General features: G+C 62.7%; 19 protein-coding genes. 5 read left to right on the forward strand and 14 right to left on the reverse strand.

Going from position 1 to position 24,709, the window contains the following annotated elements; translation table 11 throughout:
- Positions 1 to 100: 100 nt before the first annotated feature.
- Positions 101 to 379, forward strand: coding sequence for a hypothetical protein (locus tag GYH35_RS19340; RefSeq protein ID WP_161812891.1), 279 nt, complete (start codon positions 101 to 103; stop codon positions 377 to 379).
- On the opposite strand, the gene GYH35_RS19345 is transcribed toward GYH35_RS19340, so the two are convergent.
- The 3 genes from GYH35_RS19345 to GYH35_RS19355 form a co-directional block, all read right to left on the reverse strand.
- The gene (locus GYH35_RS19345) at positions 380 to 970 is read right to left on the reverse strand and encodes a DUF4136 domain-containing protein (protein WP_161812890.1); all 591 of its coding nucleotides are present in this window, start codon (positions 968 to 970) and stop codon (positions 380 to 382) included.
- 128 nt (positions 971 to 1,098) lie between these two features.
- Positions 1,099 to 1,638, reverse strand: coding sequence for a methylated-DNA--[protein]-cysteine S-methyltransferase (locus GYH35_RS35150; protein ID WP_161812889.1), 540 nt, complete (start codon positions 1,636 to 1,638; stop codon positions 1,099 to 1,101).
- 34 nt (positions 1,639 to 1,672) lie between these two features.
- The gene (locus tag GYH35_RS19355) at positions 1,673 to 2,227 is read right to left on the reverse strand and encodes an MgtC/SapB family protein (protein WP_161812888.1); all 555 of its coding nucleotides are present in this window, start codon (positions 2,225 to 2,227) and stop codon (positions 1,673 to 1,675) included.
- Between the two features lie 132 nt (positions 2,228 to 2,359).
- Here GYH35_RS19355 and GYH35_RS19360 point away from each other — a divergent pair, with 132 nt between their 5' ends.
- On the forward strand, positions 2,360 to 4,333 hold the full coding sequence (locus GYH35_RS19360) for a lytic transglycosylase domain-containing protein (RefSeq protein ID WP_161829263.1): 1,974 nt from the start codon (positions 2,360 to 2,362) through the stop codon (positions 4,331 to 4,333).
- A gap of 4 nt (positions 4,334 to 4,337) precedes the next feature.
- Here GYH35_RS19360 and GYH35_RS19365 read toward each other — a convergent pair whose 3' ends face one another.
- From GYH35_RS19365 to GYH35_RS19375, 3 genes are all read right to left on the reverse strand, one after another.
- Positions 4,338 to 6,128: an AI-2E family transporter gene (locus GYH35_RS19365; protein ID WP_161812886.1), complete on the reverse strand. Its 1,791-nt coding sequence runs from the start codon at positions 6,126 to 6,128 to the stop codon at positions 4,338 to 4,340.
- Between the two features lie 75 nt (positions 6,129 to 6,203).
- A complete protein-coding gene (locus GYH35_RS19370; RefSeq protein WP_161812885.1) occupies positions 6,204 to 8,789 on the reverse strand; it encodes a putative bifunctional diguanylate cyclase/phosphodiesterase in 2,586 nt (861 codons plus the stop codon).
- A 230-nt stretch (positions 8,790 to 9,019) separates the two neighbouring features.
- The gene (locus tag GYH35_RS19375) at positions 9,020 to 10,066 is read right to left on the reverse strand and encodes an aldo/keto reductase (protein WP_161829264.1); all 1,047 of its coding nucleotides are present in this window, start codon (positions 10,064 to 10,066) and stop codon (positions 9,020 to 9,022) included.
- Positions 10,067 to 10,257: 191 nt separating this feature from the next.
- On the opposite strand from GYH35_RS19375, the gene GYH35_RS19380 reads away from it, so the two are divergent.
- A complete protein-coding gene (locus tag GYH35_RS19380; RefSeq protein WP_161813513.1) occupies positions 10,258 to 11,193 on the forward strand; it encodes a LysR family transcriptional regulator in 936 nt (311 codons plus the stop codon).
- A 19-nt stretch (positions 11,194 to 11,212) separates the two neighbouring features.
- A complete protein-coding gene (locus GYH35_RS19385; RefSeq protein ID WP_161812883.1) occupies positions 11,213 to 11,941 on the forward strand; it encodes a glutathione S-transferase in 729 nt (242 codons plus the stop codon).
- On the opposite strand, the gene GYH35_RS19390 is transcribed toward GYH35_RS19385, so the two are convergent.
- The 5 genes from GYH35_RS19390 to GYH35_RS19410 form a co-directional block, all read right to left on the reverse strand.
- Positions 11,920 to 12,369: a nuclear transport factor 2 family protein gene (locus GYH35_RS19390; RefSeq protein ID WP_161812882.1), complete on the reverse strand. Its 450-nt coding sequence runs from the start codon at positions 12,367 to 12,369 to the stop codon at positions 11,920 to 11,922. The two genes, GYH35_RS19385 and GYH35_RS19390, sit on opposite strands and share 22 nt — an antisense overlap.
- Before the next feature lie 47 nt (positions 12,370 to 12,416).
- The gene (locus GYH35_RS19395; protein WP_161812881.1) at positions 12,417 to 12,992 is read right to left on the reverse strand and encodes a polysaccharide deacetylase family protein; all 576 of its coding nucleotides are present in this window, start codon (positions 12,990 to 12,992) and stop codon (positions 12,417 to 12,419) included.
- Positions 12,993 to 12,994: 2 nt separating this feature from the next.
- Complete coding sequence (locus GYH35_RS19400) at positions 12,995 to 13,549, reverse strand: YkoP family protein (RefSeq protein WP_161812880.1); 555 nt, start codon at positions 13,547 to 13,549, stop codon at positions 12,995 to 12,997.
- Complete coding sequence (locus tag GYH35_RS19405) at positions 13,546 to 14,958, reverse strand: MGDG synthase family glycosyltransferase (RefSeq protein ID WP_161829265.1); 1,413 nt, start codon at positions 14,956 to 14,958, stop codon at positions 13,546 to 13,548. Before GYH35_RS19405 ends, GYH35_RS19400 begins: the two co-directional genes overlap by 4 nt.
- A gap of 114 nt (positions 14,959 to 15,072) precedes the next feature.
- The gene (locus GYH35_RS19410; protein WP_202624424.1) at positions 15,073 to 15,651 is read right to left on the reverse strand and encodes an SAM-dependent methyltransferase; all 579 of its coding nucleotides are present in this window, start codon (positions 15,649 to 15,651) and stop codon (positions 15,073 to 15,075) included.
- 751 nt (positions 15,652 to 16,402) lie between these two features.
- Here GYH35_RS19410 and GYH35_RS19415 point away from each other — a divergent pair.
- Positions 16,403 to 17,938, forward strand: coding sequence for a protein kinase domain-containing protein (locus GYH35_RS19415; RefSeq protein WP_161829266.1), 1,536 nt, complete (start codon positions 16,403 to 16,405; stop codon positions 17,936 to 17,938).
- A gap of 20 nt (positions 17,939 to 17,958) precedes the next feature.
- Here the strand turns inward: GYH35_RS19415 and GYH35_RS19420 are convergent, their stop codons facing one another.
- From GYH35_RS19420 to GYH35_RS19430, 3 genes are all read right to left on the reverse strand, one after another.
- Positions 17,959 to 20,910 carry a TonB-dependent receptor domain-containing protein gene (locus tag GYH35_RS19420; RefSeq protein WP_202624425.1) on the reverse strand — a complete coding sequence of 984 codons (2,952 nt, stop codon included), beginning with the start codon at positions 20,908 to 20,910 and terminating at the stop codon, positions 17,959 to 17,961.
- A complete protein-coding gene (locus GYH35_RS19425) occupies positions 20,907 to 21,536 on the reverse strand; it encodes a response regulator transcription factor (protein ID WP_161829268.1) in 630 nt (209 codons plus the stop codon). Before GYH35_RS19425 ends, GYH35_RS19420 begins: the two co-directional genes overlap by 4 nt.
- Positions 21,537 to 21,643: 107 nt before the next feature.
- Positions 21,644 to 24,664, reverse strand: coding sequence for a sensor histidine kinase (locus GYH35_RS19430; protein ID WP_161829269.1), 3,021 nt, complete (start codon positions 24,662 to 24,664; stop codon positions 21,644 to 21,646).
- Positions 24,665 to 24,709 lie beyond the last annotated feature (45 nt).

The raw sequence follows: 24,709 nt of genomic DNA on the forward strand, positions 1-24,709 counted from the left end.
TCATAATGCTTGCGACTCGCGTGTGTGAACTGCGTTGCAGGCTTCAGCCACGCGCCTCTGGCAGCATCCATGGGTCGAAGTCGAATGAGGGCCGAGCTCAATGAATCCCATCGCGGAGATCTCCATCGATCTCACGGCCCAGGAATTGACCGATCCCTCGAGCGTTGGCCCCCTCGCCCCCAATGAAATCGAAGTGGACGACATCTGCGAATTCGACCCGCTGTTGAAGCCGCTGCCGGCGGCGAACAACGATGGCGCCGTGCTGTCCCCCGCCGATCCCATCCCGGACCTGGCGCTGGACGACGACACCATCGAAGTCGAAATCGAGCTGAGCGTCGAGCAGATGGACGCCATGCTCTCCGGCTTGCCGGTTCGCTAGCTACATATTCGGCTTGCCGGGGTACTGCCGCATCAGCTCGGTCACGACCGCGTTGATGGCGACCTTCGGGTTCTGCAGCTCGTCCTCGTTCACGCGACCTTCGGCCACGCCTTCCCACACCAGCTGCTTCTTCTCGGCATCGACGATGTCGAGATTCAGCGTGCCGACTTTGTACGTGACGGTGCGGTCTTCGTCATACATCGGCCAGGCGTTGTACAGGCCGTAGCGATAGCCGTAATAGCCATAGCCCACCGACGCACGCGCATCCGGACGGATCTCGGTGCGCTCGCGAGTATTCATGTAGAAGTTCACCAGCAGGTCCGGATGCTCCTCGCTGTACTTGTAGCCGCGAGCTTCCATCTGCGCCGACATCGCGCTCTTCAGATAGCTCGTGACCAGCGTCGAATAACCGCCGCGATCGGTGCCGGTTTCCTTCGGGAATCCGTAAGTGCGATACACGGAAAAGTCCGCCGATCGATCGTAGTCGATGCGGGTCTTGGGGCCGCTGGTGGTGGCGCAGCCGGCCGCGAATAGAGCCGCGGTCAGCGCGAACGCCGCCGCGACCCGTGAAAAATATGGCTTGAACGACATGATGGAGTCCCTCGTACGCATCAGCTTACTGTTTAGGCGAATCGTCCGGGCCTCAAGTTCCGAAGCGACGCGTTACCAAATGTTCATCCTCGGCGCCTATATGGCGGCTGAACCGGTGCTCACAAGCCCTACAGCGCCAATGAGCCCTGACCCCGCTCCAGGTCCAGCAGAATCCGTTTGCGCCACAGGCCGCCGCCGTAGCCCCCGTCGCCGCCATCGGCGTTGATGACCCGATGACAGGGAATGACGATGGCGATGGGATTCGCGCCATTCGCATACCCGACCGCCCGCGTCGCCAGTGCATCGCCGATGCGCACGGCGAGCTGCAAATATGACCAGGTCTCGCCGTAAGGAATTTCGCAAAGCGCCGCCCACACACGCTCCTGAAACGGCGTGCCGGGACTACGCAACGACATCGTGAACGTCTGGCGCTGACCCGCGAAATATTCCGCCAGCTGCACTCTCAGATCGTTCAGCACCCGATTGCTGCCCGCTTGTAGCGTCATCGCGTGCCGCTCGCGCAGCTCGTGCAATCGTTCTTGCAGGCGATCGGCGTCGCAGAACGACAGGCCGCAGAGCGCGCTGTCGGTTGCACGAGCAATCAGCGGCCCGACCGGCGATTCGTACCAGTCGATGGAGCGGACCTCGGATGGGGCAGCGGCGTTCACGGGCGCGCACGTTACACCAGCGGGCACGCGCCCACTAGAAGTGCGGTTTATCCGCTTTGCGTCTTTCGGAGCGCTGCTCGCCTTCGACCGGCTTTGGAGCCTCGTCATCCGCGGGCTTGGTGGCCAGCCGCTTCTCTATCTTCGCCAGCACGACGAGCACGATGAGCGCGAACCCGGTGCCGATAGTGGCGAGAAAGTAATACCCGGCACCGCACGCGACGCCGAGCGCGCCGGCAAGCCACATGTTGGCGCCAGTCGTCAGGCCATGCACGTTGCCGCGACTCTGAATGATCGCGCCCGCGGCCAGAAACGCGACGCCGGCGGTCACCGCCTCGATGATACGAACCGGATCGGCCGTCTTGCTGCTGTTGTCGCCGGTGAACTGCTCGTGCAGCTCGAAGGTGATCAAAGTGAACAAAGCCGCCGCGAGCGATATCAAAATATGCGTGCGCAGACCGGCCGGTTTGTTACGCAGCTCGCGATCCAGCCCGATGAGGCTGCCCGCCACAACCGCGAACAGGAGGCGGAGTGTGGCTTCGAGCGATGGCAGCACCGTGTGGTGTCCGCCCAAGGTGACGAACAGGTCCATGGCCAGGAACGTTGCACCCGGCCGTAGGGTTCCTCTGATGCAGTGTGCTGAACTCGCTTCACGGCCGGGCTGCCGTAATGGCCAGACGAGGCATTTGCCATTAATCTCACGACCATGACTCGTTTCCGCCCCATGAAATCGTCGCTGCTCGCGTTGACCCTGCTGTCGCTGATTGGCGGCACGGCGCTCGCTGCCAAGGATCCGTACAAGCGCACTCGGGAAGTGTTCCAAGAGGCGTACGAACTGGCGAGCACCCAGCCGACCGATGAGAAGAAAGACAGCGAGGCGTTACGCAATTACCCGCTGTATCCCTATTTGCAGGCAGCGCGTATCAAGCGCGCCCTGGGCGAGGCGACCGACGAGCTCGGCCCGGCCGATCGGAGCGCGGAAACATTCGTTTCCTATTATGAACGCGAGCCGGTGGGACGCGACGTGCGCGGCGCCTGGTTGACGAGCCTCGCGACCCGTCAGCAATGGCAACCGTTCATGCAACACTACCGGGACGCGTCGGCCAGCGATTCCTTGCGCTGTCAGAGCTTCACCGCCCGCATCGCGCTCGGACAAACCGAAGACCTGTCGCTCGACATCGCGCGCCAATGGCTCACTCCGGTCAGCCTGCCGGATTGTGAGCAGGCGTTCGCATGGATGCGTGCGCAAAATGCGATGACGCCCGAGCTGATCGAGCAACGTGTGCGTCGCGCGCTCGAAAACAACAATCCCAGCTTTGCCAAACAGATCGCCACGGGATTGCCGGCCGATCGTGCCGCGCCGCTGCTGCGCTGGGCCGCGCTGCTGGAAAATCCGCAAAAGCAGATCGATGCGCTGATCGGCTCACCTGCGCTGGAGGTTGAACCGAAGGCGCAACTCGCCGGCTGGCAGCGGCTGGCGCGCATCGACCGTGACGGCGCCGTGAGTCGCTACGAAAGATTCGTCCGCGCTCGCAAGCTCACAGAAGAAACCGCGAGCCCCTATGCGCTGGCGCTCGCACTTGGCCTGGCCTGGGACCGCCGGTCGGAAGAAGCCCTCGATTACTTCAAGCGCGTGCAGCTGAAAGATTTCGATGACATGGCTCGCGAGTGGCACGCACGCGCGGCGCTGTGGACCGGCGATTGGAAACTCGTCGCCAATATCATCGCCGCCATGCCGGATCAGCAGCGCTCGCTGGCTCGCTGGCGATATTGGGCGGCGCGCGCCACCGAGAAGAACGGCGACCCGAAGCTGGCGCGTCAGCTCTATGAATCGGTGCTGGCCGAGGACAATTTCTATTCCATCATGGCCGGCGCACGGCTCGATCGGCCCGTCTCTCCGCATCCTGAAAAGCTGCCGCTGGATCAGGCGCAAGTCGAGCGCATGGAACAATTGCCGCCGATGGTGCGCGCGCGGGAGCTGTTGTTGAGCGACATGCGCAATCAGGCCAACAGCGAATGGTCGTTTGGCTTCGAGCAACTGATGGACTCGGCGCGCACGCAATCCATTCATCTCGCCGCCCGCTGGGGCTGGTACGACCAAGCCATCGCCACGGCGACTCAGCAGCGGGTGTTCAACGATTACGAGCTGTTGTATCCGCAGCCTTACGATGCGGAAGTGCTGACGGCCGCGAAGCTCACCGGCCTGTCACCGCAGCTGATCTACAGCGTGATGCGCCAGGAAAGCCTGTACCGCCGCGACGCGTACTCGTCGGCCGGAGCGCGCGGTCTGCTGCAGATGCTGCCGGAGACCGCACGGCGCACCGCCCGCAAATGGAATAAACCGCGCCCTTCTCCTGACGACCTGTTCAATCCGGTGATCAACGTGCCGCTCGGTGCGGCCAATCTGCGCGGTCTGGTGGATCGTTTCGGCGGCCAGACGATGGTTGCATTGGCCGGTTACAACGCCGGCCCGAATGCAGCGGCGCGCTGGATGCCGCCCGAATCGCTGGATCCGGACATCTGGGTCGAAAACATTCCCTACAACGAAACGCGCAACTACGTGCAGCGCATCCTCTGGCACAACGTGGTGTTCTCGTGGCTAAAGACCGGCGAGCCGCAGAAGGTGGACAACTGGCTGGCGCGGATCGCACCGTTGAGCGATTCGGCGGTGCTCGGCCTCGCCGAAGAAGGCACCTGATTATTTACTGGGCCTGCACCGAGAGCTGATGCGACTTACTGGTCGGCTCAGCGCTGGCGGACTCGGCATTCGCTGCGAGCAGACGATCGATTGCGGCGACCGCCTGCTTCGCGCCAACCACCATACAATTCGCACCGGCTTCGCGGAAGCGCTCGATGGAACGAGGCGCTTCATCGTCCGGCAGCTGCGGACGCATCACGATGATTCGGGTTTCGGGAAGCTCACTCCGGATGCGGCGGCAATAGTTGCGCAGCTCCGATCCTCGAGTCGAGGCAGCGGCGGCGATACAGATCATCGCAGGCGCCTGCCGAATCGCGGCACGCAGCGCTTCTTCCGCAGTCATTTCGGGTGACATCACCGCAATCCGGTCGCGCCCGTACGCCGTACGCAACATCTCGAGCACCAAGTCGTCCGCCGGCGCGCGCACCGTCAAGCCGATGATGTTGGTCTTCGGCATCACCACATTGTCCATGCTCGGCAGCTGCTGCAAAGTCTCGGCGACCACATCCAGCACGAACTCTGTGTCGTCCTCGCTGATCTCGTTCTGCTCGCGATGACTCAGCACCAGCGTCACCGTGGGCACCAGCACATCGTCGATGACGGCGATCGGTCCCATGTCGTTCAGCATGCGATTGACCAGCACGCTGGCCTCATCCTCATCCCGCGCCAGCAACCGTTGATAGAAACGAACATGCGGCTGCAATGCCGGCTCGTCCGCGAAAATGACGGCGAGGAAGCGTAGCGAGCGCACATGACGCCCCAGCACGGCAATACACACCGTCAGTGGCGTCGCGAGCAGCAGTCCCACCGGGCCCCACACCCAGATCCAGAACAGCGCCGAGATCAACAGCGCGAACGAAGAAACACCGGTGCGATAACCGAATACCACGGGCTCGACGAAGTACGCGGTGATCAGATCCAGCCCAAGGAACAGCGCCAGCGTCTCGGCGGTTTCGGACCAGCCAGGAAAGATTGCGAACGCCAGCGACGCCGGCATCAACGCCGAAAGCACGGTCCCGACGTAGGGCACGAAACGCAGCAACGCCGTGATGCCGCCCCACAACGCCGCATACGGCACGCCGATCCAGTACAGCCCCAAGCCCACCAGGATGCCGAAGCCGAGGTTGATCAGCGTCTGCCACACCAGGAACTGGCTGACCCGATACGCCGCTTCATTCATCAGCCGGGTCGTCAGGGTCACATTGCCGGCGCCGATCAATCGTATGAAACGGTCACGCAGGTCTTCGCGCTGCCCGAGAAGAAACGCGACCAGCACGATCACGATGAATGCACTGGCGACCGACTCGAAGATCGCCGTGAACGATTCGCGCAAGCGTTGCGTTGGCGGCAATTTCGCGGGCACGACCCGCACGGGCTCTGCCTTGGCTTGATCGGGATCGTCGTAGAACTGATCGGTCACGCGGCCCAGTGTGCGCGTGAACTGTTGAATGGCGGCGTCGTTCCCCAGGCGCAACTGGCTGACCTTGCGACGCATGGATGAGGTGTATTGGCTGATCTCTCCGGACAGCTGCGCGAACTGGTCGTAGACGACGTAGCCCATGCCGCCGACCGCGCTCAGCGCCAGCACCATGGTGAGCGCCACGCCGGCAAATCTTGGCAGATGCATCCGATCGAACTGGCGGACCAGCGGCGTGAGCACGAAGGCGAGCACCACACCCAACGCCATCGGCAACAGCACTGCCTTGCCGGTGTACAGAATGCCAACGACCAGCACGAGCGTGAGCAAAGTGACCCACGGACCGTTCAATCGTGCGGGTAAAGGGTTCTGCGGCACGTGAATTTCAGCCCCTGCGGGGACGCTGATAGGAAGACGACGTTGCAGAAACTCCGCGCCGCAGGCGCGGGTTCCTCACTTCTCGTCGGCCGGGGGTCTGCCGGAACGAGCGCCGCGCGCAGTGGACGCTCGCAAAGTACGTAGCCGTGTAGTGTTCGACTCGTTTTCGTGGACCGGCGCGGGCGCGCCGATCATCAATTGTTCCAGATGCGCGCGTGCCTGATCGATGAACACCGGCACCGTCGCCGCATTGATGGGTCGCGACACCAGATAGCCCTGGACCTGCACGCCGCGGTCGTTCAGCAAAGCACCGAGCTGCGCCGGCCGCTCGACACCTTCGGCGGTCACCTGCAGGCCGAGGCTGTGGCACAGGCCAATGATGGAACGCACGATCGCCGACGAGCGCCCGCCGGTGTCGATCGTGCTCACCAGGCTGCGATCGATTTTCACGCGGGTCAGCGGCAGCCGCTCCAGCGACGTGAGCGAGGAATAGCCGGTGCCGAAATCATCCAGCGCAATGCTGATGCCGAGCTCGCGCAAGCGCTTCAGTGTCGCGACGGTGTTCGCGCCGGTCTGCAGGACATTCTCGGTCAGCTCGATCTCCAGACACTGCGCCGGCAATTGATACTGCTTCAGCAACGACTGCAGACGGCTGACGAAGCTCGCGCTCATCAGCTGCTGCGAAGAAATATTCACCGCGACGCGCGTCTTGGGCCATGGGCCGCTGTGCCAGACCGCCGCCGTTTGAATGGCCGTGCGCAGCGCCCAATCGCTGATATCGGCGATGAGCCCGGTCTGCTCGGCGACCTCGAAGAAATCCGCCGGCGACACGACGTTGCCATCGGGCTGACGCCAGCGCAGCAGCGCCTCGACCGTGTGCGTCTCCAACGTTTCGAAACAGACTTCCGGTTGATAGAGCAGCTCGAACTCGCCCTGCTCCACCGCGCGTCGCAGCGACTGCTCGACCTTGAAGCGCGACGCCGCCGCCTCGAGCAGCTGTGGCGCATACAAACTCCAGCAATTGCGGCCCGACTCCTTGGCGCGGAACAACGCCGAATCGGCCGCCCGTAACAAGGCATGAGAGTCGGACGCGTGATCCGGAAAGATGCACGCGCCGACGCTTACGCTGATCCGTAGCTCGCGGCCGTGGACGCTCAGCGAACGCTGGAACTCTTCCAGCACCGAGCGGCTCAGCCTCTCGACATCCCCTAGCTGATCTACTTCTTCACAAACAACCGTGAATTCATCGCCACCGAGGCGGGCGCTGAACGAGCGCGAGAACAAGCTGTTCATGCGCAGCCGCTCGCTCACCGCCTGCAGCACGCGGTCGCCGAACGCGTGACCCATGCTGTCATTGATGGTCTTGAAGTTATCCAGATCGATGAACAGCAGCGCAAGTCGACCATTTCTCAAACGCGCACGATCGATGGCTTCGTCGAGATGCGCCAGCAGATGGCGGCGATTCGGCAGATCGGTCAGCGGATCGTGATGTGCGAGATGATTCAGCTCGCGCGTGCGCTCATCGACTCGAGCTTCCAGCTCCAGCTGATGCACGCGAACGGCGCTCTGTGCCTGCTGGAGCTGCTCGGCCATCTGGTTGAATGCCTCGGCCAGCGTGTCGAGCTCGGGCACGCCGCCGCGGACAACGCGAGTTCTCACCGCGCCTCCCGCCAACCGACGGGTCGCTTCGGTCAAGCGACGAACCGGCGCCGTCACGCCCGTGACAGTGACGATCGCAATGCCGATCAACAACAGCATCGCGATGCCGCTCGCCCAACCAAGCCGACGATCGGCCCGATCCGACGCTTGCACCGCCAATTGATCCGCATCCGCCAGCGCACGTCGCGCCGGCTCGACGAGCTTCGTCACGACCATGCCGGAAATCTCGGCGGCGTGATCGCGAAACGTCACCGACTGCTCGTTGAATGTGTCGATGCTATCGAAGGCAGCCCGCCGTCCGGTCACCACACTATTGAAATTGCGCTTCACTTGATCGAGCCAGGGCTGGCCGTGCAACTTCGCCAGCTCGGTCGAGTGCTGCTGCAGCCGGGCGCGAAATGCATTTTCACTCGCGATGATGAGCTGCAAGGAACGCGGCGACGACAGGCTCGCGGCGGCACTGACCTGCTCACGGACACTCGCCAGCGTGCGAGACAGATCCATCAGTTTTTCGCTCGCGAACACCGCGCCAGCGAAGCGCACCGCATTCGCTTGCGGCGCATTGAGGCTCGTTTCCAACGTATCGAAGCGCGCCCAGTAATCTCGCATTCGAGAACGACGCGTCACACTGGTACGCAGAAGATCGTCGCCCGATTTCAGAAAGTCATTGAGCTCGCCGGCAAACGCCGGCGCGGGACGATCGTTCTCGGAGAATCGCGAGGCCGCTTCTTGATAGTCGGCCGCGGCTTCGGTCATGCGCTGGGCAGCGGCTTTGACCGGCTGTTGGGCGATCGTGCTGGTCTCGCTTTGATCGATGACCGCGCGCTCGTACATGGATACGGCAGCGGCGAGCGATTCGGTGGCGCGCACCAGCGGCTCGTGCTGGACCAGCAGCTCACGAACCTTTTCCCGGGCCTCGCGGGCGCTCTGCTGCGTGGAAATATTGGTGACGATGACCGTCAGGCCGACCGCCGCAAAGCCGATGGCCACACGCCAGGCCATGCCCGGCCGCCAACGGCCGGGGCGGGCGTTGGAGACTGGACTCGATGTTCCTTCGCCAGAGTCGATCCCGTCGGTTCGGCTTGGAGGAAGCTCCATCCAGTATCACTACGTAAGTTAAGAGCCGGCAATGTGCCACCGGCTCTGTCCCCGGTCTGTAGGAACTCGATTGGATTGAGCAGCAAGTCTCGCTTTGTCGCCGCTCTGAACTCAGTCTCGCACTGTGATTTAACTTATCGGCCGCCGGCCGGCACCGGTGGCGCAGTGCGTTCCGCAAACTGTCCGTTCCAATACGGGTAATAGGGGTACGGCGGCGTCACCGCGCTGACCGCATCCAGCCTCGCCATTTGATCCTTCGAGAGCTGCCAGCCGATCGCGCCGAGATTCTCACGCAGTTGTTTCTCGTCTCGCGCCCCAATGAGGACGGTCGAGACGGTCGGCCGCTGCAGCAGCCAGTTCAACGCGATCTGCGGGACGGACTTGCCGGTTTCGGCAGCAACTTCATCGAGCACATCCACGATGCGATACAAGCGCTCATCGTCCACCGGCGGACCGATGCTGGCGGTTTCGTGCAGACGGCTGGACTTCGGCAGCGGCTGACCGCGACGGATGCGCCCGGTCAAGCGGCCCCAGCCCAGCGGGCTCCAGACCACCGCGCCGATGCCTTGATCGAGCCCCACTGGCATCAGCTCCCACTCATAGTCGCGCCCGAGCAGCGAGTAATACGTCTGATTGGCAACGAAGCGCGAGTAACCGTAGCGATCCGCGGCGGCTTGTGACTTCATCAATTGCCAGCCCGAAAAGTTCGAAGCGCCGATAAAGCGCACCTTGCCCGCGCGCACCAGATCGTCGAGCGTCGACATCACGGCTTCGACCGGCGTCATCGCGTCGAAGTGATGCAGCTGTAACAGGTCGATGTAGTCCGTGCCCAGGCGTTGAAGCGCACGATCTGTTGCACGGATGAGGTGATACTTCGACGCGCCGACTGCATTCGCGTCTGTACCGGCGCGCAGAGTCAGCTTTGTGGAGATCACAACCTGATCTCGCCGTCCTTTGATCGCGGCGCCGAGGATGGACTCGGACGCACCGTCCGAATATACGTCGGCCGTGTCGAAGAAATTCAAGCCCGCATCGAGACTCACATCGATGAGCCGTCGCGCCTCCTCGACATCGGTATTGCCCCACGCACTGAACAGCGGCCCCTTGCCGCCAAACGTGCCCGCCCCGAAGCCCAGCGCCGACACTTTGAAACCTGATGCACCTAAGAACCGATATTCCACGTTTGCTCTCCCAGTCAACCGAGCGCCTGTGGATGCAGCAATTGCTTCCAGAAGGTCGCCGAACGAAGTGCTCTGCCGGCGTCGCGGCGCGGAGCGCCGCCGACGCAAGCCATGGATCGCAGGTTAGAGGTGCGCCTCTTGTGTTAAAACCACGCGCATCGACCAGCACTTTCTACGTTTCGTTGAAAATCATGGACCACCTCGGCGACTTGAACCTCTTTCTGCGCGTGCTCGACTTGGGCTCGATCAGCGCCGCCGCTCGCAGCCTGGATCTCTCCGTCGCGGTGGCCAGCCAGCGCCTGAAGCGACTGGAGCGCGGCTTGGGCGTTCGGCTCTTGCACCGGACCACGCGTCAGCTGCAGCCGACGCCGGAGGGCGTCGCGCTGGCGGATCAAGGTCGACACCTGGTCGAAGAATTGGACGTACTGACCAGCAGTCTCGCCAGCAACGCGAAGAGCATCGCGGGCACCCTGCGCGTCACGATTCCCGGGTCGTTCGGCCGCCAGTACATCTCGCCGGTGCTGCCGCAATTCATGGCGCGCCATCCTCGGCTACGTCTGGACATCGACCTGTCGGACCAGATGCGCGATCTCGTCAGCGAAGGCCTCGATCTCGCCATCCGCATTGGCACGCTGAAGGACTCCGAGCTCGTAGCGACTCGACTCGCTGAAAATCGGCGCGTACTGTGCGCGTCGCCGGATTACTTGCGTCGTCATGGCACGCCGAAGCAACCGACAGAACTGACGCGTCACGAATGTTTGCTCATGTCGTCGAATCGCGAGTCTTCCAACGTCTGGAAACTGCGCGGCCCGGATGGGAAAGAGACGGACGTACGCTTGCAAGGCCGAGTCAGAAGCAACCTCGGCGAGGTCATTCGCGACGCGGCTATCGGGGGCTTGGGAATTGCGCTGCATTCGACCTGGCACGTTTGCGAAGACCTGCGCGCCGGCCGGCTCAAGATCGTGCTGCCCGACTATCAGCTGCCGGACAGCGGCATCTACGCCGTCATGCCGCAGCGGCGGATGGTGCTGCCGCGAGTGCGTGCTTTCGTCGACTTCCTGAGTCAGCAGTTCGGCAAAACCCCGCCGTGGGAACGATACTTGGCCGCGAAGTCTTCAAAGAAGTGACGTCACCCGAGGAATCACCATGGTGTACGAGCTTTATTACTGGCCGGGCATCCAGGGGCGCGGCGAATTCGTCCGGCTGGCGCTGGAAGAAGGCGGCGCGAAGTACATCGACATCGCATTGAAGCCCGAGAACCGCGGTGGCGGCGTGCCCGCCATGAATAAATTTCTCGAAGGGCCGCGTGTGCCGCATCCGCCGTTCGCGCCACCCTTCCTCAAAGTGGGCAAGCAGCTCATCGGCCAGACCTCGAACATCCTGCTGTACCTCGGCGGCCCGTTGAAGCTCGCGCCTCGCGATGAAGCAGGCAAACTTTGGGTGCATCAATTGCAGCTGACGGTCGCCGATCTGGTCGTCGAAGCGCACGACACGCATCACCCGATCGCGGCCGGTCTCTATTACAAGGATCAGAAAGCGGCGGCAAAACGCCGCGCCGAGGACTTCCGCGAACACCGCATTCCGAAGTTCTTCAACTATTTCGAGAAAGTGCTGACGCGCAATCGAACCGCCGGCCCCTGGCTCGTCGGTCGTCGGGTGACCTATGCGGACCTGTCACTCGCGCAGGTCGTCGCGGGTATTCGTTACGCGTTTCCCAAGGCGTCGACGAAGGCGCTCCGCAAACATCCTCGATTGATGAAACTGCACGACGCCGTATTCGAACGCCCGCGCATCAAGCGCTACGCCGAGTCAGGCCGACGCCTCGCATTCAACAACGACGACTTGTTCCGGAATTACCCGGAGCTGGATGGCTGAGCCGGCACTGACACGTGGGTGTAAACCACCTGCCACTTGCCGTTGCGTTTGGCCCAGATGTCCGCGAATCGCAGCGTGACCGCGAACGGCTTGCCTTCCGATGTGCCTTTGAGATGCACAAGCCCGCCCATGACCGCGCCATCGCCCCAGGCCTTTTCAACCGGCTCCAGCACTTTGAACGGCTCGATCTTGTAGCCGGGCGAGAGATAGTCGGCGATCAGCTCTGACTTGTTCTGCACCTTGCCGCTGCTGTTGACCAGCACGTATTCATCAGCGACCAAGCGGTGCAACTCGGCGCCATCCGCCTTCACCTGCGCGTGATCGTAATCCTCGACGGCCTTGCGCAGGTCAGCCGGAATATCCGCCGCAATCGCAGCTGCTGCCCAAGCGACGCACGCGAGCAGAACGGCAACGCATTTCTTGAACACTGTGAGCACCTCATCCTTTGGCGATGAGGCATGGTATGAACTGGCAGCTACGCCGGCAACAGCGCCGGGCGCAGTCCCCGATCCGACAAATTGCGCAGGAATACCGGAAGAATCTGTACCAGCTGATCCGGCCGATTGTGCTTGTTCTGACCGTCGTGCATCAGCACGATGTCGCCGCCCTTCACCGCGTCGAGCCGCTTCTCGATACCCTCGGCCGCTCCGAGCGGGCCCCAGTCGATGGCGCTCACATTCCAAAGAACGACCTGCTCGCCGCAACGATGCGCCTCGTCACTCATGCAGGCTCGTTCGCGTCCATGCGGCGGGCGATAGAACCCGGGCTGCACGCCGAGCACATCGCTGATCGCGTTTGCACCATCGCGCACCTGCGCTCGCGCAGCTCGTTGCGACATGAACCACGGATGACGATGGCTGAATGTGTGATTGCCCACTGCATGCCCGGCGTCATGAACTCGCCGCATCAGATCGGGGAAGCGCTGCGCCTGTCGCCCGATCGCGAAGAACGTTGCCTTCACGCCCTCTTTCTCGAGCGCATCGAGCACGCGCGGCGTCCACTCGGGATCCGGTCCGTCATCGAACGTGAGATAGACGCGGTTGGCGCACATCGCTAGCCGACCTTCAACTTATCCAGATTGCGCGACAGAGCCTCACGCGTCAGCCAGTATAGGCGGGGCTCCGCCTGCTCGCGATTGCGAATGCGCGCAGCCGGCGCGAACACCCACATCAGCATCTTGAAATGCGCCGAGAGCAACCGGGTCTTCCACGTCTTCGGCATCGGCGTGCTCACGAAACCGACGACCTCGCCGTGCGCGGGAATCCAAGTCGTGCCCTGAAACACACGCACATCGGCCAACGAAGGATCGTTATGCGCCGCCTCCGCCAGCTTGCGCAGCGATTCACGCATCAGCTTGGCAAAGCGAAAGCCGACGCGATGCATCGAGCCCTCGCCCAATGCGGCGATGCTCGCATTGTTGAAGTGCAGACGGCCGATGACGTCGTTGTCGCGCAGTAACGTGCCATCCTCGAATTTCAACTCCGGCCCGCGATAGTGCGTCCGGCCGATGAACAGCACCGGTCCGAGCGTTTTCAATTTGTAGCGACGGTAGTACCACGCGTCGACCAGGCCGAGCGCGCGCTGCGCGAGCCGATGCATTGCCTTCATGGAGTTTGTTGCGCCACTGCCCGGTTGACGGACGCGAGGTCGAGTGCGAGTTGCGCCACCTTGGCCGCGCCGTCGCGCTGACCCAGCAGCCACGCGCGACGCTGCATATTCTGCAATACATCCCGATCACGCAGCAGCGCATCGACCCGCTCCAACAATTCACCATCGGCGACCAGGCCGCCGACTTCGTGTCGCGTGAGGAAATCGACGTTGAAGCCTTCCTGCCCGCCAAGCGAGCGCGTCGCGAGCAGCGGCCGGCCACAGGCCAGCGCTTCGGCGACGGTGATTCCGCCCGGCTTGCCGACGACCACATCGGACGCGCGCAGATAAACATCCATGCGATCGGTCCAGTCGCACACTTTCAACCGCTGCGGATGCCGGGCCGCGAGCCGATCCAGCGCCGAGCGCGCTTTGTTATTTGTGCCGGGCATGACGATGACATGCGTCGACGCCGGTCGCTGCAAGAGCGACATCGCTGCGGTGTCCACACTCAGCCCCAAGCCGCCGCCGAGCACCAGCACGACCTGCGAATCTTCCGGCAGGCCCACCGCACGCCGCGCCTCCACCTGTGACAGCGGGAACGCGAAATCCGGCATCAATGGCACACCAGTAACGACTGCCCGCGAGGTTGTCGACGAGCCATCCCCTTCCAGGATGGAGGGGTGCGCTACACAGTACCGATCGACACCGCGCTGCTTCCAGAAATCGTGCACGCCAAAATCCGTCAGTACTCCGATCATCGAAGTCTGCACCTTGCCGCGTTGCTTCAAATAGGACGTCATGGCGGCAGGAATCATCTGGGTGCTGATGATCACATCGGGCGCGAATTTGCGGATCGCCGGCTCCAGGCGCCGAATCAGCCGCAGGTACGTGAACTTCCAGAGGGCTAGCCGGGCGCGCACGCCGTTGCCCGCAAGACTGTCACCGTCATACGGCATCGACGCGCACAGCAACGAGTACAGCAGTTTGTCCGATGCGTATCGACCGCCTCGCGGGATGCTCTGCCCCTCCTTCGACGCAACCGAAGCGATCAGCTCGAGCACTTCGAGCACGGCGCGCGGCGGGCCGGAACGGCTCTCCAAGACCTGGCGCCAGGTGCCGGCTTCCAGGTGATACAGCCGCTCATACAAATCGGAATGGTTTTGAACCAGATCCAGATACGTCGCATGAATAGCGCGCGCCGCGCCGGCATTCATCAGCGACCAGAAATCGACGGTGGCGACCTCGGCCTGATCCTGCAATGCCGCCGCGACGGCCTGGGCCGCCCGCACATGCCCCAACCCCAGGCCCGACGTGAGCAACAGGACACGCAGCGGCGGCCCGTCGTGAGATATCGGCTGATCGTTGTCAGAAAATACGAATGCTTCGCGAGCGGGTAGCGATCCTGAACTGGGGAGATCGAGGCGCATGCCGTGTTCCGATGTCCGGCGGCTGCGCCGGGCGTGCAATGAACATTACTCCTTTGAATGCCCCATCGTAGTCCTCGGTTCCGGACGCCGCATGAGGACATTGTTCATTTTCAATCACTTCAGTCGTGATCGTTCGGCGAGCGGCGGCATCACCCACATATATATGCCGTCGGCGCCGAGATTGACCGAGCGATCCGGCGGCCAGTCTTTGCCCATGTCGAAATCATGCGAGACCACTCGCGCGCCCGGCGGCAGCTCGGCGAACAGTTTCGGTTTGAGACGCCGATTCAATTCGGGCAAGAGATACAACATGACGACCGTCGCTTCGCGCAGATCGGTCTCGAACATATCGCCAACTCGGAATGTGACCAGCTGGTCGACGCCCTGCGCTTTGGCATTGGCGCGCGCTTCTCGGATTCGAGCCGGATCGAGATCCACCCCGACGCCGCGTGTGCCGTACTGCTTGGCGGCGGCGATGACCATGCGACCGTCGCCGCAACCGAGGTCGTAGACCACGTCGGTCGCTTTGATCTTGGCCTCGTAGAGCATCCGGTCGACCACTTCATGCGGCGTGGCGACGTACCAGACGTCGAGCTTGCGCTTGGGTTTGGTCGGCTCGACCTCGGAGCCGGCGGCGAATTGGCAGAGCGCCAGCAGTATTAGCCCCAATAGCGCGAGTGCGGGGTGTGGCACTGGGTTAGACGGTCGCAAGCAACCTCCGTCAACGTTGATCACTGAACGATCAATCCAACGCCCGAGCCATCTTCCGCCGCAGATGCGCGAAGTCAAGCCTCGGTTATCAAGAAGTTATCCACCGCTTCTGTGGATATCTGGGCGCTGGCGCGACTGACTGCTAGAATTGCGCGCTTCGACGATATGGGCCTGTAGCACAACGGTTAGTGCAGGGGACTCATCGATAAAAGGTGCCTTCGTGTGCGAAAGCCACGAAGTGGACGGGATGAATTCAGGGAACCCTTCCGCCTCACCCTCGCGGGGATGGCGTGGCAACCCTGAGCCAAGCCGGCGGTACACCGCCGGAAGGTGCAGAGACTACCTGAGGGCGGGTTCGATACCGGGACTTCGGTCCTGGCGACGAATCCGAGCGCCCTTGATAACAGGCTGGAGCGTCCCGCACCCCACCGCTCGCTTCGATTTATTCGAAAGGCGCGGGTGAAGAGATAGTCCACTCCCTTTGGAAACATCGGGACCACAGTGAATCCCTTGGTTGCAGGTTCGAATCCTGCCGGGCCCACCATTTCGTTCTAGCGCGCGGTGCAGCGCGCATGAATCCAAAGTCGACCCCCGCTCGAACTTTGACGGTTGGTTAGCCTCCCCCTCTTGAGTCAGAGCCGCGAACGTTCGTCCACGCGACGCCAGCCTCGCGTTCGGTTCCATCGTCCCGCGAGGCCGAGTCGGGCACGAACTACGCGGACACCTTTCGGCTATGAACAAAAAAACGGCGCTGGCCCTGCTGGGCCTGAATGACAACAAGGATCGGGTCAGGGTGGCGCGGGCTTATGGCGAACGACTGGCTCTTCTCCAGGACAAGCTCATGTCGGCGCAGTCCGAGCAAGAGCGCAGCGCCCATGGCGTCGAACTCGCCGAGTTGGGCAAGGCTTATGAAGTGCTCACCGGCGCAGGCCACGGCGCGAAATCAAATGAAGCGTCTGCGACTGTTATGCGCACGGGCACGATGCAATCGCCTGCAGCAGATGCGTTCGTTCGCATGGAGCCCGGCGCAGTCATCGCGGGTCGTCTGGAAATCGGCGCATTGCTCGGGGAAGGAGGCATGGGCTGCGTGTACGCTGCGCGCGATCGTCTGAAGGGTGAGGACGTCGCGATCAAAGTGTTGCGACACGACCTGCAATTCAGCAGCGCGGCAAAGGAGCGTTTCCTCGCCGAAGCAAAAGTTTCCTGCAGTCTGTCTCATCCCAACATCGTGCGCGTGCATGACGTCGGCATCGGCGGCGGCCTCTATTACCTGTCCATGGAGCGCTTGAAAGGTCACACGCTGCGCCACCAGATCGAGCAGTATCGCAAGAAGAATCGCGCCTTCCGTATTGCCGAGGTCACGGACATCGCGCATCAGCTGATCGATGCACTCGACTACGCGCATCGCTACATCATGCATCGGGACATCAAGCCGGAGAACATCTGGCTGGCCGAGGATGGCACGGTCAAGTTGATGGACTTCGGCATCGCTCGAGCGTCGAGCGACTCTCAGATGACGAAGACCGGCGTGACGCTCGGCACGGCTTACTACATGTCGCCGGAACAACGCATCGGCTCGAAGAAAGTGGACTGGCGCACCGATCAGTATGCGCTCGGCGTGGTGTTGTATGAATTGTTGGCCGGCACCTTGCCGACCGGCGCGGTGCAGCCGATCGATACGATTCGTCGCGATCTGCCGAAACGCTATGCGAAAGCGCTCATGCGAGCGATGTCGACATCGCCGCGGAAGCGTTTCCGATCGTATAACGAGATGCTGGCCGAGATGCAGTTGCCACGCTCGAGGCAGTCGTTTCGTTTTGCTGGCTTGCTGTTGATCGGCGCCGGAGTGGCGGCAGCGGGGTACGCGGTCTGGAATGTCCCCGATTGGCAAACGAAACTGTCAGCTGCTGTTATCGCGCTGAAAGCAGAGCTGGCGGGAACGGGCGCAGCGGAGGTGGGGGCTTCCGATGCCGGACGTGCAGAGGGGTTGATCCCTGTCGACGTTCCGCCGCCGGAAGAAACATCGTGGGTCGCAACTGCCTTGACGGAGCCCGAGTCACAGTCGGCGTTGGAGACAGTGCCCGTGCCGGACTCGGAGTCAGAGCCGAAACTGGAATCGCAGTCGGACTCGGAGTCAGAGCCCGGCTTGGAGGCTCAGCCGCCCTCCGAGCCGGAACAATTGCCAAGCTCGGTGGCAGAGCCGGAGCCAGAGGCATCGCTGCAAGCTCCAGCCCTATCGACCGATGCAGTCAGCGCGACCCCGCCGTGAAGGTCACGCAGTCGCCGGCATCAAAACGTGTAATTAACCGACATCGCATAACTCCGCCCGAAAATCCCGTCGTAATACGCAACCGTTCCGCCCGCCGCGGGCACCGGGAACGGCGCCTCGCGATCGAACACGTTATCGACGAAGACGCGCGTCGTGATGTTTTCGTTGAGTCGATATCCCGCCGACAGATTGAACAGCCACCATTCCCCAATCTCCGCGAAGTTGCGAGTATCGATCTGCTCATCGACATCCCATCGCGCCGGCCCCATGTATTGGGTCTGCAGTGACAGGGAAAGATCCTTGACGCTGTAGTTCAGCGTCAGCGAGCCCTGGTCGCGGCTCGTCCCCACCTCCCCTGCTTGGCGATCCAAGTCGCCGAGGCCGACCCGCGTGGTGAGATTGCGAAGGTTGTAGAAGTTCAGCGATGTGTCGAGTCGGCCGAAGCGGCCCAAGCCGACGCCGTAGTTCAACTGCGCCGTGATTGCTTTGAAGCGCTTGGACCCCGCATTGGCGTAGCCGGTGCGTACAAAGGTGACTTGGCCGGATGCGTCACGATCGATGTTGTCGCAGAGCGCGGTCGCGCCGATGCCCGCTTCACTGTCGTAGCACGCGTTCATCACGCCGACCGCGTTGAGGGCGACGATGGCGTTGGTGAGATCGATCTCGATCCAGTCCACCGCAAGGCTCAACGACGGCACCCAGCGCGGGCGCAGGACCACGCCCCAGGTGCGCGAATCTGCTTCCTCGTTCAACAGATCGGGATTGCCCGACACACTGACTTGAGCCGAGGCATCCACAATGTTGGATTGGAACGGCTGTGTAATGCCCGCCGCTGCGCAGTTCGCCGCACGCGTCGCGGGGTTCGGGCCCGCGTCGATGAATCGCGAGTCGCAGGGGTCGTCGGCCGTATCGAATGCGCTCGATGTCGGGACGAACGCTTCGGTGATCGCGGGCGAACGAATCGCGAGCGTTTTGTTGCCGCGGAACTGAATGTCGGGAATTGGCGCGAATCGCGCGCCCGCAGTCCAAGTGAGATCGCCGCCGGCGACGGAATGGTCCACGTAGCGAGCAGCGCCTTCGACCTGCAAGGCATTCACGAACGGAATGTTCTGGTGCTCACCGACGATCGGGATCAAGAGTTCGGTGAAAGCCTCATCCGTTTCGAACTCGCCGCTCAAGCCGTCGATGGGCACCAGCCGTCCCCACGCTTCCCGGAAGAAACGATCGGGATCGAATCGAGAAGTCTCCCGGCGGTTTTCCACGCCGACGACAGCCTGGACCGCACCACCAGGAAGATCGACGATTTCGCCGGAGATATCGGCAGTGACGACGCGCTGAGTGACCGTCGAAGTCTGCATCGCCAGCGTCGTGATGTAGTCGCGCGCGGCTTGGCTGGGCGAACCGACGCCGAACAGGTTCAAAGGTGCGCACGAGTCCGACCGTGTTCTGATCGGTGCAGACTCGAGCGTTCCATTCAACGTGCCGCGGCAGACAATCTGCCCGGTCGCGGCATCGATCACCGCATCCATCGCATTCTCAAAATTCTGTTGAACGACCATCGGCTCGCGCGACGTCGTCTCGGAGTTGCCGTAGTTGCCCGCGATCTCCCATTGGAACGAACGTTCGCCTATATCGAACGCACCTTCGAGGCCCGCAACCACTCGATACACATTGCTCTCGGAACGAGCCAGCCCGCTCTGAAGATCGGAATTCGCGCGAGCGAGATAGAAGAACGAAGGATCAGCCCCTGCGGCCAGCAGATTGTCCCGAATGAGCGCGCGCGACTCGGCCGACAGGAAAGGATTGTCGGTGCTGACGATCAGATTGCCCTCGGGCGATCCGCCCGGGCCGAACAGCAGCGAGTTGTACACCGGTTGATCGGCGAATTTTTTGCCGCTGGTCGTCGAGTACCACGCTTCGCCGAACGCCCGCACTCGGTCCGTGATCTGGAAATTTCCCAGCGCCGTGAAGTTCGCCCGCTCGGTCGGAGCAAGCAGAGTGCTCACCGCAGTGACATTGAAACCGTCGCCAGCGGACTTGTTGACCAGGTTCCCCGTCCCCGTGCCGAAGTTATACGGCACCAGCGCGCCGCCCGGGCCAAACTGCAGGGTGTTGCCGGTCGCATCGAGGATGCCCGCGAACTGCGCCAGGGAATCGTCGATCAAAGGCAACCCACCGGCGGTCACCACATCGACTCGACGCTGCTCGATCAACTCGTTGACGTACGGCGAATCCGGATCCTCCGGTGTGGTGTAGTACAGGCCGCGCGCCGTGCGCGATCTGTCCATGTACATCAAGCCTTCGCTGCGGGCGTACTCAGCGCTCATCGTCACATTGCCGCGACCATCGGCGAAGTTCGTGCCGGCCAAAGCTCGCAGCCGATAGTTGTCCGCGTCGCCGCGTGCGGATTGGCCGAAGGACGCGTCAACGTCCGCGCCCTCGTAGTCACGCTTGAGAATGATGTTGACCGTGCCCGCGATGGCATCTGAGCCGTAGACCGGCGCGCCGCCGACGGCGATCACTTCGACCCGATCGATGAGTTGAGTCGGAATCGCATTGAGATCGACCTGTTGCCCGGCATCGGCCGGCCCAAAGATCGAGGCCGTGTTCGAGGAGACGAAGCGACGTCCGTTCACCAGCGTCAAAGTCCGCTGCGAGCCGAGCGAGAAAAAGTCGGCGAAGCTCTGCGCGACGCCAAACGCGGAGGGCTGCGTACCCGCACTGCTCGACGCCGGCGGGCCGAACGCAGGAATGTCGTTCAGCACCTCGATGACGTTCGGCGCACCTCGATTCTCGATGTCGTCGCTGCTCACCACGACGGTGGGCTGCAAGCGCTCGAGCTCGGGCCGCGCAATTCTCGATCCGGTGACGACGATCGTATCGACGACGTCGGACGCGGGCGCCGTTTGTGCCCAGGCCGGGGCACTGGCGGCAACTGCGATGGCTGCAAGCGGAACGACTCGAATCCTCAAGAGAACTCCTCCCAATCCAACGACGACTCCAGCGTCTGCGCCATCCGCACCAGGTGCGCAAACGAGCGTGCACGCATTTTGTCCATGATCCGGCCGCGATGAATCTGCACGGTGACCTCGCTGATACCGAGATCGAGCGCGATCTGCTTGTTCATCATCCCGTTCACGAGCAGGCGCATGACCTGCCGTTCCCGCGGCGTCAACCTGGCTCTGCGGTTGCGCACTTCCACGAGCGTCACCTGGGCGTGCCGGCGGCGGCGATACTGATCGAGCGCCGCATTGACCGCAACGAGCACGTTGTCCCTCGACAACGGCGGCTGCAACAGGTCGACCGCGCCGGCCTTCAACGCACGAACGATCGCCGTCACTTCGGAGTACGCAGTGACGAACACGATCGGCACTCCGAGCGCAGCGAGTTCCAGTTGCAGATCCAACCCGCTCATGTCCGGCAACTCGATATCGAGGATCGCGCAACACGGCGGCGTCGCGGCGGACTCGTTCAAGCATTCGGCGGCGGATCCGCATGCGCGCGTGTCGAGCCCCGCGCCTTCCAGATAGCAGCAGATCGTTGCACGCGTCTCCGGGTTGTCATTCACCACGTAGACGATCTCATTTCGTCCGCTCATTTGTTCCGGCGTCTCGCGCGACTGCGTCGTCACGCAATGTATTCGCGCGAGCGGTGGTGGCACATCATCCCGCGCGGCAGGAGATCGCCTACCCTTTGGGGTAACTGTCAGCGATCGCTGGCGTACGCAATGTTCGCTGGAACTCTCAGCTCGATGCTCGTGCCCGCATCGGGCCTGCTGGCGATTTCGAATTGCGCCTGGATCTTTCGTGCGCGCTCCCGCATGCCCGCGAGACCCCAATGGCCGTTCGCGGGCGCCGCCTGCAAGACACTCTCGTCGAAGCCCCGGCCGTCGTCGACGAGGCGCACTGTGAGCTCGCGCCGCGAATAAAGGATCTCGATCTGGATCGTGTGGGCGTTCGCGTGGCGGAGCGCATTCGTCAAGCCTTCGCTGAGAATGCGCTCTGCTTCTTCCGCGACGACCGGATGCAGTCCGCGCGATTGACCCTCGACAGTCAGACGCACGTCCACGACGGTGTCTTCGGAAACGTGCGCCACGAGCTGTCGAATCGCCGCGGTGAAATCGCGTTGCGCACGCGTCGAATGACGTAACGCCGTGACACGCTTACGCCCTTCGACTAGCACGACGTCTGCACGATCGAGTGCCTGCTCCATCAGATCGCGCGCCGGTTCGCCGCTTGGGATCTTCTCCATCGCACCTTGAAACTTGAGCATCAGCCCCTGCACGCTCTGCAGGAACGTGTCGTGCAGCTCGCGCGCGATCCGCTCGCGCTCTTCCAGACTCGCCTCGAGGCGGGAGCGGATGCGCGTCGCCACTTGCCGCACGCGGATCGCCAATACAGCCCATAGCAGCAGTACCGACGCAAGGATGGCGAGCACAATGAACCATGCGGTCTGATAGAACGTCGGCAACACTTCGAAGCCGAAGCTGGCGCCCTGCTCGTTGCATACGGCGTCGTGATTGCAGGCCGTCACATGAAATGTATATCGGCCTGGCGCCAGATCGTTGTAGAACGCCTGCCGTCGCGTCCCGACCTCTTGCCAGTGCTCCTCGTAGCCTTCGAGGCGATAACGAAACGTGAGCTTCTGAGGCAGCGCCAGACTCGGCGCGGTGTAATCGATCTCGATGTCGCGCGTGAGCGCTGGAAACACCGGCCGCGATCGCACGCTGTACTGCTTACGATCCGCGACTATTGCTTCGATATGCACGGGCGGGGCGGCGGCCGGCTCCTTCAGGCGCGACGGGTCGATCACGTGCGTACCGTTGAGGCTCGGGAACCAGAGCCTGCCATCCTTGGACATCGCCGATTCGCTCATGAACGGCGCGCGCGTGGGCGTCGCTCCGTCCAGAGCATCGAACCAACGCAAAGCAACCCGGCGGGATGGCTCCTGACGCCAGGCAGCCAGCTCGCCTTTCGTGATTCTCACGAAGCCGCACTCCAGGCTGAGCCACAAGTCCTCCGATCTGTCGAACTGCATGGCCCACACCCGATCGCACGGCAGGCCGTTGCTCCTAACCAGAGCTCGGCGCTGACCGCGCTGTGTCTCGATGAGCCCGTATCCCGCCGCGCCCATGACGGTGCCGTCGGCTAGCACGATCAGGTCGTCCACATGCCGCTCGGTAATGTCGGGGTTCACGTCAGCGAACGAGATTGTTTCCAATTGACCATCACGATAGCGAGCGAGATCGCCGCTCATGGTGCCGATCCAGATACCGCCGGCAGGATCGGCCGCCACCTCGCGCCCCGGGGGCACCTGTGGTTCGCGCAACTGTTCGACGATGCGAGTACCCTCCACACGCATCAATTTGCGCTCGCGCGCGGCCAACTGCATCCAGACATTCCGCCGGGTGTCTTGCGCGATGCTCGCGACCAGTCCGGATGGGCGGCCCTCGGCATCTTCGACCGGGGTGAACGTCCCCCGATCGAAAATAAACATGGACTGCGCAGCGCCGAGCCAGAGACGGGCAGAGGCATCCTCGAACATCGACGTGATCTGGTGGTCGCGCAGCACCGCCGGCCCCCGATCGAGTTTCGACACTCTGCCATCGCGCAGAATGTTTACACCCTGACTGGTGCCGAGCCAGACGGAACCGTCCGCACGAGCCATGACCGAGCCAGTGTCATCGGAGCTCAGTCCCTCGCGCGTCGAGTATGGGACCACGCTGAACTCGCGAAAGCGATCCAGGCCGCGCACGGTCGAGACCCATACGTTGCCCTCGCGATCCTCGAAGAATCTCAGCACGTTGTCGGCCGAGAGTCCGTCGCTGGCCCGAAAGCGCTCCACGCGATCGCCGTCGATGCGCAACAGTCCCTGGTCCGCCGTTGCCACCCAAAGCGTATCCTGGCGGTCTTTATTGAGAGCAAAGATCGATAGCGCGCTCGAGTCGAAGCCCGTTGTGACCAACGGTTGAAATTTGCCGTTGACGAGTCTCTGCAACCCACCCTCGCGTCCGTCCCTGGCCATGGCAACCCACAAGTCGCCACGACGGGTTCGCGCGACTCCAACGACGCCGGCCATGCCCCGACTTTCGCTCAGCGCGGCGGGATAAATGGCCGAGGTCTTGCCCGCCTGCCAATGGATCATCCCCAGATCGGCGCCGAGCCAGATGCTGCCATCCGCTTCACGCAAGAAGCCTCTGGCGCAACACGAGCTCATCGTGAGCTCCAGACCCGGCAATGGCGCCGGACATTCCAGGCGATCCTCATGCACGCGACACAGGCTGGTCGCGAAGGGGGCGCCATACGTACGCACGGCCCAGATGCTGCCGTCGGGCTCGAGCGTCAGCTCCACGATCGCTGCGTCCAGTTCCTTCGAGATTCGCGTCAGGCGTCCGTCACGCAATCGATCCAGTCCCGAGTCGGATCCGATCCAGAGACTGCCGTCGGGAGTCCCGAGCAACGCGGTCACGTTCTTCGCCGCCAGTTCCTCGCCAAACTCGGAAACCCAACGCGTGAAGCGCACACCGTCGAATCGATAGAGACCGCCCGTGGTGCCGATCCAGAGGTAGCCATCGGCGCTCTGCGCGATGGGATCCGGCACCGCCGGCAGCGAGCCGTCCTGCAGACGCCAGCTGGTGTGTCCGTACTGCGACAGCAGATATGCGGGATCCAACGCGAACGCGCACCGGCTCGCGCATGCGAGCAAGACGAACGTAAGAATTCGCATCAGGTGGCTATGAATTCGCCCCTGCGCGTGCCGGTTCACATACAT

This window comes from Steroidobacter agaridevorans, from assembly GCF_009932555.1.
In the GTDB taxonomy this organism is placed as follows: domain Bacteria; phylum Pseudomonadota; class Gammaproteobacteria; order Steroidobacterales; family Steroidobacteraceae; genus Steroidobacter; species Steroidobacter agaridevorans.